Source organism: Pseudomonas sp. LAM2023, assembly GCF_016620375.1.
GTDB classification, from domain to species: Bacteria; Pseudomonadota; Gammaproteobacteria; order Pseudomonadales; family Pseudomonadaceae; genus Aquipseudomonas; species Aquipseudomonas anuradhapurensis.
The window spans coordinates 224,649-236,762 of sequence record NZ_JAENHV010000036.1 but is presented as its reverse complement, the minus strand read 5'-3'; the positions used below and the strand labels follow the sequence as shown (position 1 = coordinate 236,762).

11 protein-coding genes are annotated in these 12,114 nt (G+C 64.3%); 4 read left to right on the top strand and 7 right to left on the bottom strand.

Annotated features, from left to right (window positions below):
* Window positions 1-417 precede the first annotated feature (417 nt).
* Window positions 418-1,782 (top strand): glutamine synthetase family protein, encoded by a 1,365-nt coding sequence (locus tag JKP78_RS20835; protein ID WP_200627930.1) that lies wholly within the window; start codon window positions 418-420, stop codon window positions 1,780-1,782.
* Window positions 1,783-1,805: 23 nt separating this feature from the next.
* Window positions 1,806-3,113 (top strand): NAD(P)/FAD-dependent oxidoreductase, encoded by a 1,308-nt coding sequence (locus JKP78_RS20830; RefSeq protein ID WP_200627468.1) that lies wholly within the window; start codon window positions 1,806-1,808, stop codon window positions 3,111-3,113.
* A gap of 127 nt (window positions 3,114-3,240) precedes the next feature.
* Here JKP78_RS20830 and fadD1 read toward each other — a convergent pair whose 3' ends face one another.
* Together fadD1 and fadD2 are read right to left on the bottom strand one after the other, a co-directional pair.
* Window positions 3,241-4,938, bottom strand: a complete 1,698-nt coding sequence (fadD1, locus tag JKP78_RS20825; protein ID WP_170031335.1) for a long-chain-fatty-acid--CoA ligase FadD1 — start codon at window positions 4,936-4,938, stop codon at window positions 3,241-3,243.
* Between the two features lie 358 nt (window positions 4,939-5,296).
* Window positions 5,297-6,985, bottom strand: coding sequence for a long-chain-fatty-acid--CoA ligase FadD2 (gene fadD2 / locus JKP78_RS20820; RefSeq protein ID WP_186690569.1), 1,689 nt, complete (start codon window positions 6,983-6,985; stop codon window positions 5,297-5,299).
* A 216-nt stretch (window positions 6,986-7,201) separates the two neighbouring features.
* On the opposite strand from fadD2, the gene JKP78_RS20815 reads away from it, so the two are divergent.
* Window positions 7,202-8,146, top strand: a complete 945-nt coding sequence (locus JKP78_RS20815) for an alpha/beta hydrolase (RefSeq protein WP_186690567.1) — start codon at window positions 7,202-7,204, stop codon at window positions 8,144-8,146.
* 34 nt (window positions 8,147-8,180) lie between these two features.
* Complete coding sequence (locus JKP78_RS20810; protein ID WP_170031341.1) at window positions 8,181-8,651, top strand: MaoC family dehydratase; 471 nt, start codon at window positions 8,181-8,183, stop codon at window positions 8,649-8,651.
* 124 nt (window positions 8,652-8,775) lie between these two features.
* On the opposite strand, the gene JKP78_RS20805 is transcribed toward JKP78_RS20810, so the two are convergent.
* The 5 genes from JKP78_RS20805 to JKP78_RS20785 all read right to left on the bottom strand — a co-directional run bounded on the left by JKP78_RS20805 (window position 8,776) and on the right by JKP78_RS20785 (window position 12,095).
* Window positions 8,776-10,014, bottom strand: coding sequence for an RNA polymerase sigma factor (locus JKP78_RS20805; protein ID WP_186690565.1), 1,239 nt, complete (start codon window positions 10,012-10,014; stop codon window positions 8,776-8,778).
* On the bottom strand, window positions 10,014-10,499 hold the full coding sequence (locus tag JKP78_RS20800) for an SRPBCC family protein (protein WP_200627466.1): 486 nt from the start codon (window positions 10,497-10,499) through the stop codon (window positions 10,014-10,016). Before JKP78_RS20800 ends, JKP78_RS20805 begins: the two co-directional genes overlap by 1 nt.
* 20 nt (window positions 10,500-10,519) lie before the next feature.
* On the bottom strand, window positions 10,520-10,864 hold the full coding sequence (locus JKP78_RS20795) for a YciI family protein (RefSeq protein WP_186690563.1): 345 nt from the start codon (window positions 10,862-10,864) through the stop codon (window positions 10,520-10,522).
* 43 nt (window positions 10,865-10,907) lie between these two features.
* The gene (locus JKP78_RS20790; protein ID WP_170031349.1) at window positions 10,908-11,333 is read right to left on the bottom strand and encodes a YybH family protein; all 426 of its coding nucleotides are present in this window, start codon (window positions 11,331-11,333) and stop codon (window positions 10,908-10,910) included.
* Window positions 11,334-11,468: 135 nt separating this feature from the next.
* The gene (locus tag JKP78_RS20785; protein WP_170031351.1) at window positions 11,469-12,095 is read right to left on the bottom strand and encodes a LysE family translocator; all 627 of its coding nucleotides are present in this window, start codon (window positions 12,093-12,095) and stop codon (window positions 11,469-11,471) included.
* Window positions 12,096-12,114: the final 19 nt, after the last annotated feature.

The window sequence follows — 12,114 nt, the reverse complement described above, 5'->3', positions numbered from 1 at the left end:
TGGCAATTTGTGCCGGGGCGGAAATCCTGGGGCTGCTGCGCACCCCATCGCGACGCAAGGCCGCTCCTACAGGGTTCGCAGCAAGGCTGAAAGTTTAGCAAGGGCTTATGTAAAGGTTGCCATTCACTGCTTTAATCAACCTTACCCAGCATGTGAGTATCCAAGGCATGACTCCCCTCCAGCCCAGCGCCCCACCCTCGCCCCGCCCTTCGCTACCGAAGGCCCGGCGCCGTGCCGGTGAAAATCCGCTGGTCCACGTCATCCTCGCCTTCTGGGCCCTGTGGCACTGCCGTCACGCGCGCCCACCGGATTACTCACGCACGCCTTCATGACCGAACCCGGACCCCGTCCGGCCGTTTGACCCAGCTGGGCCGCCTGCCTGTGCGGTGGCCCCGTGCGCCCATGAGCGAATCCATCATGCACTTTGCACCTGTAGAGCAGGCCAGGCGTTTCCTGGCCGACAACCCCGATATCGAGCTGTTCGAACTGTTCATCCTCGACGCCAACGGCGTACCGCGCGGCAAGCTGCTGCACCGCGACGAACTGCTGGCCGTGTACCAGAGCGGCCGGCCGCTGCCCAGCACCATCCTTGGCCTGACCCTCAACGGCGACGATGTGGAAAACTCCGGGCTGGTGTGGGACGTGGGCGATATCGACTGCCGCGCCTACCCATTGGAAGGCAGCCTGGTACGCCTGCCCTGGCGGCGGGTGCCGACTGCCGCGGTACAGGTGAGCATGCACCCGAGCGAAGGCCTGCCGGCCAGTATCGCCGACCCACGCCATGTGCTGCTGCGCACCATCGATGCGCTGAAGGCCGACGGCTACCACCCGGTGATGGCCTGCGAACTGGAGTTCTACCTGCTCGACCAGCAGCGTGACGCTTTCGGCCGCCCGCAACCGGCGCTGGACAACGATGGCGGCCGCCCACGCAGCACCCAGGTCTATGGCTTGCGCGAACTGGAGCAGATCGAGCCGTTCCTCGCCGACCTCTACGCCGCCTGCAAGGCCCAGGGCATACCAGCCCGCACGGCGATTTCGGAATATGCCCCCGGCCAGGTGGAAATCACCCTCGAGCACGGCGACGCGCTGCAAGCGATGGACCAGGCGGTGCGCTACAAACGCCTGGTAAAAGGTGTGGCCCATGCCCACGGCATGCAGGCCTGCTTCATGGCCAAGCCATTCGCCCACCTGGCCGGCACCGGCATGCACATGCACCTGAGCCTGGCCGACGACGCCGGCACCAACCTGTTCGCCAGCGACGACAAGGCCGGCACCCCGCTGCTGCGCCAGGCCGTGGCCGGCATGTTGCGCCACCTGCACGACTCGCTGCTGCTGTTCTGCCCCAATGCCAACTCGTTCCGCCGCTTCCAGGCCAACAGCTACGCGCCGCTGGCGCCCACCTGGGGGGTGGACAACCGCACCGTGAGCCTGCGCGTACCGGGCGGCCCGGCCAACAGCCGGCATGTGGAGCACCGCATCTGTGGCGCCGACGCCAACCCGTACCTGGCGGCGGCGGCGATTCTCGCCGCCAGCCACCGCGGTATCCGCGAACAGCTTGACCCTGGTGCGCCGGTGGAAGGCAACGGCTATGCCCAGGCCAGCGAACACCTGCCCACCGACTGGCTGACCGCGCTCGACGCCCTGCAGCACTCCAATTGGGCCCGCGAAGCCTTTGGCGAGCCGTTCCTCGGCGTGTACCTGAAGGTCAAGCGCGCCGAGTACCGCCAGTTCATGGCCGAAGTCAGCGAACAGGACTGGCGCTGGTACCTGCACCAGGCCTGAGCCCCGGATAACAAGGAACACCCATGAATGCAGCATTGAACCAAGGCCCGGCGCAGCGCGCGCCGTCCTACTACAGCGCCACCCTCAACGACCACACCGCGTACCCACAGCTAAAAGGTACCGTGCAGGTGGACGTGGCGATCATCGGCGGCGGCTTCACCGGCGTGGCCACGGCAGTGGAACTGGCCGAGCGCGGCCTGAAGGTGGCCATCGTCGAAACCAACCGCATTGGCTGGGGCGCCAGCGGCCGCAATGGCGGCCAGGTCACCGGCAGCCTGTCGGGCGACGAAGCCATGCGCACGCAGATGCGCAACCGCCTGGGGGCCGAAGTCGACGATTTCATCTGGCACCTGCGCTGGCGCGGGCACCAATTGATCGAACAACGCGTGGCGCGCTACGGCATTGACTGCGACCTCAAGCGCGGCCACCTGCATGCAGCGATGAAACCTTCGCACATGGACGAGCTGCGCGCATTCGAGGCCGAGGCCCGGCGCCGCGGCATGGGCGAGCAGGTGCAGTTGCTGGACCGCAACGGCGTGGCCGAGCACCTGCAAAGCCCGCTGTACCTGGGTGCGCTGAAGAACCTGCGCAATCTGCACCTGCACCCGCTCAACCTGTGCCTGGGCGAAGCCCGCGCCGCCCATGGCCTGGGGGCGCTGATCTTCGAGAACTCCGAGGTGCTGGACATCGTCCACGGCCCGCGCCCGGCGGTGGTCACTGCCCACGGTCGGGTCGAGGCGCGCCAGGTGATGCTGGCCGGCGATGTGTATCACAAACTGGAGAAACGCCAGCTCAAGGGCAAGATCTTCCCGGCCATGGGCGGCATCGTCACCACCGCACCGCTGGGGCAGCTGGCCGAGCAGATCAACCCGCAGGACCTGGCGGTCTACGACTGCCGCTTCGTCCTCGACTACTACCGCCTGACCGCCGACAAGCGCCTGTTGTTCGGCGGCGGTGCCAACTATTCCGGCCGTGACTCACGCGACATCGCTGGCGAACTGCGCCCATGCATCGAGCGCACCTTCCCGGCGCTCAAGGGCGTGCCGATCGAGTTCCAGTGGAGCTGCGCGATGGGCATCGTGGTCAACCGCATTCCGCAGCTAGGCAAGCTGTCGGACAATGTGTGGTATTGCCAGGGCTATTCGGGGCACGGCATCGCCACCAGCCACATCATGGGCGAGATCATGGCCGAGGCGTTGACCGGGACGCTGGAGAAGTTCGACACCTTTGCCCAGTGCAAGCATGTGCGGGTGCCAATGGGGGAACTGCTGGGGAACCCGCTGTTGGCGGCAGGGATGTGGTATTACCAGATGCTGGAGAAATTGCGCTGATTTTACCGGCCTCTTCGCGGGTAAACCCGCTCCCACAGGTATTGCACAACCCTTGAGAGTTGCACAGAACCTGTGGGAGCGGGTTTACCCGCGAAGAGGTCGGTAAAGCCAGCAGAGATTCAGAAGATCAGGCGATCTTCTTCAGGCCCTGCTTCTTCAGCTCTTCATCACGCAGCTCACGACGCAGGATCTTGCCCACGTTGGTGGTCGGCAGCGCGTCGCGGAACTCGATCTGGCGTGGCACCTTGTAGCCGGTAACGTTGGCGCGCATGTGCTCCATCACCTGCTCCTTGGTCACGGTCATGCCCGGCTTGACCACGATGAACACCTTGATCACCTCGCCCGACTTCTCGTCCGGCACCCCGATGGCCGCACACTGCAATACGCCCGGCAGGGCCGCCAGCACGTCTTCCAGTTCGTTGGGGTACACGTTGAAGCCCGAGACCAGGATCATGTCCTTCTTGCGGTCGACGATGCGCATGTAGCCGTCCGGCTGGATCACGGCGATATCGCCGGTCTTCAGCCAGCCCTCGCTGTCGAGGATCTCGGCCGTGGCGTCCTCGCGCTGCCAGTAGCCCTTCATCACCTGCGGGCCCTTGATGCACAGCTCGCCCACCTCGCCCAACGGCAGTTCGTTGCCCGCGTCATCGATCACCTTGCACAGGGTCGAGGGTACCGGGATACCGATGGTGCCGACCTGGTTGGCCTCCGACGGGTTCACCGCGGCCACCGGGCTGGTCTCGGTCATGCCGTAGCCTTCGCAGATGGCGCAACCGGTGACGGCTTTCCAGCGCTCGGCCACGCTCAGTTGCAGGGCCATGCCGCCGGACAGGGTAATTTTCAGCGCGGAGAAATCCAGGGCGCGGAAGGCCTCGTTGTTGCACAGGGCAACGAACAGGGTGTTGAGGCCGACGAAGCCACTGAACTTCCACTTGCCCAGCTCCTTGACCATCGCCGGCAGGTCACGCGGGTTGCTGATCAGCACGTTGTGGTTGCCGATCAGCATCATTGCCATGCAATGGAAGGTAAAGGCGTAGATGTGGTACAGCGGCAACGGAGTGATGAGGATTTCGCAACCTTCGTGCAGGTTAGCGCCCATCAGTGCCCGGCACTGCAGCATGTTGGCCACCAGGTTGCGGTGGGTGAGCATCGCGCCCTTGGCCACGCCGGTGGTACCGCCGGTATATTGCAGCACCGCCACGTCGTTGGCCTGCGGGTTGGCCTCGGTCACCGGCTGCCCTTTGCCCAGCGCCAGCGCGTCGTTGAAACGTACGGCACGCGGCAGGTGGTAGGCCGGTACCATCTTCTTCACGTACTTGATCACGCTGTTGATCAGCAGGCGCTTGAGTGGCGGCAGCAGGTCGGCCACTTCGGTGACGATGACATGCCGGACCTGGGTCTTGGGCACCACCTTCTCGGCCAGGTGGGCCATGTTGGCCAGGCACACCAGGGCCTTGGCACCGGAGTCGTTGAACTGGTGTTCCATCTCGCGTGCGGTGTACAGCGGGTTGGTGTTGACCACGATCAGCCCGGCACGTATGGCACCGAACACCGCCACCGGGTATTGCAGGACGTTGGGCAGCTGCACGGCAATGCGGTCGCCCGGCTTGAGGTCGGTATGCTGTTGCAGCCAGGCGGCAAACGCCCCCGACAGCGCATACAGCTCGCCATAAGTGATAGTCTTGCCCAGGTTGCTAAAGGCCGGTTTATCGGCAAAGCGTTGGCAGGATTGCTTGAGTACCGCCTGGATATTGGGGAATTCGTCAGGATTGATTTCCGCCGTAATCCCGGCTGGGTACTTATCCTTCCAAAAATGTTCGATCATGGAAGCCCACTCCTTCAGCAACAGCGAAGTTCGATTCACGCGTCGATGCGCTTATTATTGATATGAGATGACGGCTCGTTGCAAACCGGATCATCTGAAAGCGGGCCGAGAGTATCAGCTTTACCTGGGGTCGCCTAGGGGCCAAAACAGGCCTTGCAGTCACAAAAATGACTCAATGAACAATACAAGTCATTTTTAGAGTATTTAGCCAAAATGTCGCAGATCGGGCTGTAAGCAGCCTGTTAGAGCGGTTTCACGGCATTCGCCGGCTTGCCCGCTCCCACAGGGGCCTCACAGTTCTCGAATGCTGTGCAGTACCTGTGGGAGCGGGCAAGCCCGCGAACAAGCCAACCCGCTATCAAGCTATATCACGCAGCTCCCGCCGCAGGATCTTGCCCACCGGCGTCATTGGCAAGGCGTCGCGCAACACGATGTGCTTGGGCACCTTGTAGCCGGTGAAGTTGGCCTTGCAGAAGGCCTTGAGCTCTTCCACGCTCACCCCGCCCTCGCGCGGCACCACGAACAGCTTCACCGCCTCGCCGGAACGCTCGTCCGGCACGCCGATGGCTGCGCAATTGGCCACCTTGGGGTGACCCATGACCACGTCCTCGATCTCGTTGGGGTACACGTTGAAACCGGAGACGATGATCATGTCCTTCTTGCGGTCGACGATGCGGGTGAAGCCGTCCGGGTCGATCACCGCAATATCGCCGGTCTTGAACCAGCCCTCCGCATCCAGGGCCTGGGCGGTGGCCTCGGGCTGCTGCCAGTAGCCCTTCATCACCTGGGGCCCCTTGATGCACAACTCGCCACGCTCGCCCAGCGGCAGCTCGTTGCCGTCATCGTCGATCACCTTGAAGGCGGTGCCCACCACCGGGATGCCCACCGTGCCCAGGCGCGCCAGTTGGCCATAGGGGTTGGTGCTGGCCACCGGCGAGGTTTCGGTCAGGCCGTAGCCTTCGACGATGCGGCAGCCGGTCAGGCTCTCCCAGCGCTCGGCAGTGGCCTTGACCAACGCAGTGCCGCCCGAGTTGGTGACTTTCAACGCCGAGAAATCCAGCTGGCTGAAGCCTGGGTGGTTCATCAGCGCAACAAACAGGGTATTCAGGCCCAGCAGCCCAGTGAACCGCCATTTGCCCAGCTCCTTGATGAAGCCGGGGATATCCCGCGGGTTGGTGATCAGCACGTTGTGGTTGCCGGTGACCATCATGCACATGCAGTTCGCGGTGAAGGCGTAGATGTGGTACAGCGGCAGTGGCGCGATCATCACCTCCTGGCCTTCCTTGATCAGCTTCTGCCCATCCGGCCCGTGCTGCGAGAGGCAGGCCAGTACCTGCAGCATGTTGGCCACCAGGTTGCCGTGGGTGAGCATGGCCCCCTTGGCCAGGCCAGTGGTACCGCCGGTGTATTGCAACACGGCGATGTCGTCCAGGCTCAGCGGCACCGGCTTGGCAGACAGCTCGCGGCCCTGGCGCAACACCTGCTTGAACGGTACCGCCTGCGGCAGCCGGTAGGCCGGTACCATTTTCTTCAGTTTGTCGACCACGGTGTTGACCAGCCAGCCCTTGGCGGCGGGCAGCATGTCGCCCATCTTGGCCTCGATCAGGTAGTCGATGCCGGTATCCGGCAGTACCTCCTGGACGTGCTTGCCGAACATGTTCAGGTATACCAGCGCGCGCGCGCCGCTGTCGGTGAACTGGTGACGCATCTCACGCGCGGTGTACAGCGGGTTGGTGTTGACCACGATCAGGCCCGCCCGCAGGGCGCCGAACACGGCGATGGGGTACTGCAGCACGTTGGGCATCTGTACCGCGATGCGGTCACCCGGCTTGAGGTCGGTGTGCTGCTGCAGCCAGGCGGCGAAGGCCGCCGAATGGCGCTCCAGAGCCGCGTAGGTCAGGGTCACGCCCAGGTTGCTGAAGGCCGGGCGATCGGCAAAGCGCTTGCAGGAGCGCTCGAACACCTCGACAACCGAGGTGTAGGCGTTGATGTCGAGGGTGGATGGCACGCCCGCTGGGCGCTTGTCGTTCCAGAAATCGGCTTGCATTTATTATTGTTCCTCTGCCTGGACCCGCTGAGTGTCCTGTCCTTTTACCTGCCCGCCCAAGAGCGAAAAGGCGTTGGCCCGACGTTAACAGGTAAGCCCGAGGTGGCATATACGCCAAGTGCCGCCATTAACATTGTGAATCTTATTTGTGCCCTTCCTGCAATCCGGCCGGTTGTGCATACACTGTTCGGGTACCCGTGCGCATAAGGACCCGCCATGCCTCACGACGCCTTCTGGCTGCCTGCCAGCGAGCATTGCAGCCTGTACGTACACCAATGGCTGCCGGCCACGCCGGTCAAGGCCGTGGTGCTGCTGGCCCACGGCATGGCCGAGCATGCCGGGCGCTACCAGCCGCTGGGCGAGGCCCTCAGCGCGGCGGGCTTTGCCCTGATCGCCGCCGACCAGCGCGGCCACGGGCGCACCGCCGAACTGGGCAGCCTCGGCCTGTTCGCCCGCCATCATGGCTGGGATGCCGTGGTCAATGATCTCGGGCTGCTGGCCCAGCACATCGGCCAGCAGTACCCATGCACGCCTTTATTCCTGTTCGGCCACAGCATGGGCAGCTACATCGCCCAGGCCTACCTGCTGCACCACAGCGGCAGCCTGCATGGGGCGATCCTCAGTGGCTCCAACTACCAGCCGGCGATGCTCTACCGCGTGGCTCGGCTGATTGCCCGGCTGGAAGCCTGGCGCCAGGGGCCGTTGGGCAAGAGCGCGCTGCTTGAATGGTTGTCGTTCGGCTCGTTCAACAAGGCCTTCAAGCCCAACCGCACGGCATTCGACTGGCTCAGCCGCGACCCGGCGCAGGTCGACCTGTACCTCAACGACCCATTATGCGGCTTTCGCTGCAGCAACCAGTTGTGGCTCGACCTGCTGCAAGGCTTGGCGCAGATCAGCCAGCCGGGTAACCTCGCGCAGATCGATCCAAACCTGCCGCTGCTGGTGATCGGTGGTGAATGTGATCCGGTCAGTGCCGGCAAGCGTCTCACCCACCTGGCCGACGCCTTGCGCGCGACCGGCAATCGACATGTACAGCTGCGCGTCTACCCCGAGGCGCGGCATGAAGTGCTCAACGAACTCAATCGAGACGAGGTCACTGGCGATATTCTCGCCTGGCTCGAACAGGCGCTGGCCCTTGGCCGGCCTGCCCGCAGCGAATGAAAGGCGCCCTCGCCCGCCCCTTAAGGAAGCCCCGATGACCCAGGTCAGCAACACGCCCTACGAAGCCCTCGAAGTCGGCCAGAAGGCCGAATACCAGAAGTCCGTTGAAGAACGTGATATCCAGCTGTTCGCCGCGATGTCCGGCGACCACAACCCGGTGCACCTGGATCCCGAGTTCGCCGCCAAGAGCATGTTCCGCGAGCGCATTGCCCATGGCATGTTCAGCGGCGCGCTGATCAGCGCTGCAGTGGCCTGCACCCTGCCCGGCCCGGGCACCATCTACCTCGGCCAGCAAATGAGCTTCCAGAAGCCGGTGAAGATTGGCGACACCCTGACCGTGCGCCTGGAAATCCTCGAGAAGCTGCCCAAGTTCAAGGTGCGCATCGCCACCAATGTGTACAACCAGAACGATGAGCTGGTGGTCGAAGGTGAAGCCGAGATCCTGGCACCGCGCAAGCAGCAGACCGTCGAGCTGGTATCGCCGCCGAACTTCGTGGCTAGCTGAAGTCGAATGTAGCCAGTACGGCCCTGTCGCCGGCCAGCCAGCACCCACAGCACCGCCACAGGCTTGGGCACTGTGGTGATTCTGTTAGAGCTGGCTGGCCGACGACAGGGCCGGTGTAGCAAAATCATTCGATCGCCTGCAGGCGCCGCTCGATATGCCTGCGCTCCGGCTCCTGCCGGGTCAGCGCCAACGCCTGCCGCCAGGCCGCACGCGCTCGCTCCACCTGCCCCAGCTGAAAATGCAGCTCGGCCCGCGCCGCATGCGCCAGGTGGTAATCCTGCAGTTCTCCCCGCGCCAGAATCCGTTCGATTTCCCGCAGGCCAACCGCCGGCCCATCCCGCTTCGCCAGCGCCACCGCGCGGTTCAGCGCCACCACGGCTGACGGCCAGTGCCGCTGCAGGACATCATACAGCCCGACAATCTCGGCCCAGTCGGTGTCCTCGGCCGTGGCCGCTTCGGCATGCACCGCGGCAATCGCCGCCTGCACGGTATAGGCACCGAATGCCCGGCTTTGCAGGGCCTGGCGCACCAGTTGGCAGCCTTCGGCAATGCGCTGCCGGTCCCACAGGCTGCGGTCCTGCTGCTCCAGCACCACCAGGTTGCCTTGGCCATCGGTACGCGCGCGCTGGCGGGACGCCTGTAGCAGCATCAAGGCCAACAGGCCGACCGCCTCCGGGTCAGGCAGCAACTGCACCAGCAGCCGCGCCAGGCGAATGGCCTCGTCACTCAGCGCCTGCTGCAACAGCGCTTCGCCCGACGACGCCGAATAGCCTTCGTTGAACACCAGGTAGATCACCCGTAGCACGCTTTCCAGGCGCTCAGGCAACTCGCTCAGCTCCGGTACCTGGTAGGGGATGCCGGCATCGCGGATCTTGGCCTTGGCACGCACGATGCGCTGGGCGATGGTGGCCGGGCTTTGCAGGAAGGCACGGGCGATCTGTTCGGTGGTCAGGTCACAGACTTCGCGCAGGGTCAGCGGTACCTGGGCATCGGCAGACAACGCCGGGTGGCAACAGGTAAAGATCAGCCGCAGGCGGTCGTCCGCCAGCAGTTCTTCTTCGCTGGGGTCCTGCGCCTGGCCGTCGAGGAGCATGCTCAGGTCTGCCTGGGAGCGGTCGAAACGGGCCCGCCGGCGCAGCGCATCGATGGCCTTGAAGCGCCCGGTGGAGACCAGCCACGCCCGTGGGTTGACGGGTATGCCGTCGCGCTGCCAGCGCTCCACCGCGATGAAGAAGGCATCGTGCATGGCCTCCTCGGCCAGGTCGAAGTCGCCCAACAGGCGGATCAGCGTCGCCAGGATGCGGCGCGACTCCTGCAAGTAGACCGCCTCGACCTCGGCGCGCACCTGGGCCATGGCCAGCATCAGTCAGGCATCCGCTGGGTCACCACCTCCACCAGCCGCTCCAGGCTTTCTCCCCACCCCTGATGGAAGCCCATCTCCTCATGGGCACGGCAGTCGGTGGCGCTCCAGTGCCAGGCACGGGCGGTGTAGCGGGTCTTGCCCTGTTCCTCGTCGAAACTGATCACGGCGGTCATGAAGGCCTTGTCCGAAGGCACCCAGCCCGGGCCGAAGGCATCGGTGAATACCAACCGGCGCGGCGCGGCAATTTCCAGGAACACGCCCTGGTTCGGGTACTCGCTGCCGTCCGGTGCCCGCATCAGGGTGCGGAACAGGCCACCAGGCCACAACTGCATTTCGCATTCCGGGGTGGTCATGCCGTGCGGGCCCCACCACTGCATCAACCACTGGGGTTCGGTCCAGGCGCGGAACACCTTGGCCGGTGGCGCGTCGATCAGGCGGCTGATGGACAATTCGTGTTGCGCTTGCGCAGGCAGTGCAAGGGTCATGCTCAGGCTCTCCGTCGCTGTCAGGGTTGCAGTTCACGCACTGGCCGCACCTCGACACTGCCAACCCGCGCAGCGGGGATGCCCTTGGCGATGTTCAGCGCCTCGTTCAGGTCGCGGGCTTCCACCAGGTAGAAGCCGGCCAGTTGCTCCTTGGTCTCGGCGAACGGGCCATCGGTCAGGCTCATCTGGCCGTTGCGCATGCGTACCGTGGTGGCGGTCTGCACCGACTTCAGCGCTTCGGCCGCCAGCATTCGCCCGGTGCCCTGGATGGATTCGGCGTACGCCATGCATTCGGCGTCTTCCGGGCTGTCGGGCAGGCTGTGCAGCAGCCCCTCGTCACAATAGACCAGGCACAGGTATTTCATGGTCGCCTCCAGGCATTGGCAACGTATGTTTGGCGATAACCGCTCAGGGTTTGAGATCGAACAGCGCTTTCTGGGTCTGCATGTCGAATGGCGCCGACCAGTGTTCATGGATGACCTGCCACTGGCCGCCCTGACGACGATAGCCTACGGTGGCACGCATGAAGCCGCACTGGCTTTCGTTGTCGGCCGGGCCACAGCGGTTCAGCCAATGGGCCAGGGCCAGGTCGCCAGCGGCATGCACGGTGAGTTCGGCGAGTTCGAAGACCATCGGGCCGGTACACAGGCCCATGCACATTTCCCAGTGCGCCTGGTAATTGGCCTTGCCTTTGAATTGCAGGGCCTGGATGGCATCGAAGGCGACGATGTCGTCGGCATAAGGGGCGATGATGTTGGCGATGTCGCGGTCGCGCACGGCCTGCATCCAGCGCGCGATCAGTTGGCGGATCTCGGTTTCGGCTGTAGTGCTCATCGGGGGTTGCTCCGACAGGTCATGGGTGGTGGCAACGCCGGCAGCGTGCCTTCACCTATGGTCGAACCGAGGGCGGGGGAATCGACAAGGCCTGGAAATATTTCTGCCAGCGAAGCCGGCAACGGGCCGACCTGCTCAAACGAATTCCCGATACCCCGACACGATCACATACACCGCGAAATAACAGAAGATCGCCGCCGACAGCAGATATGACCAGGTCAGCAGCCGGTCACCCAGCAAGCGCCCGCCATGGCTGGCAATGCCACACAGGCCAACGCACCAAACCAGCCCGGCCGCGAAGAAGCCACCGAGGAACAACCCGGCCTCCACCAGGCTGCCGCCGCCGGAACGGGAAATCAGCACGCCACCCACCGCGGCAAACCACAAGATGGCGCTGGGCGACGACATGGCCAGAAAGATACCGCGCAGGAATTCGCGCCACCCCGACTCCACCACCACCTCGCCCCGCGCCTCCATGTGCCCGCCGCGCCACGCGGCCAGGAGCATTTTCAGCGCGAACCACACCAGCAACACCGAGCCACCCAACCACAGCGCCCAGCGCACGCTTTCGAACTGCAGCAGCACGGTCATTCCGGCCAATGCGGCAATGGCATACAGCAGGTCGCCGACGCAGGTACCGAGGCCCAGCCAGAAGCCCTGGAGGAAACCACGCTGCATGGCCAAGGTAATCATGGCGATATTGGCAATGCCGATATCCAGACACAGGGAAAGACTGAGGAGAAAACCATTGGAGAAAGGCATGCAAGGCTCGGCTGCGGCT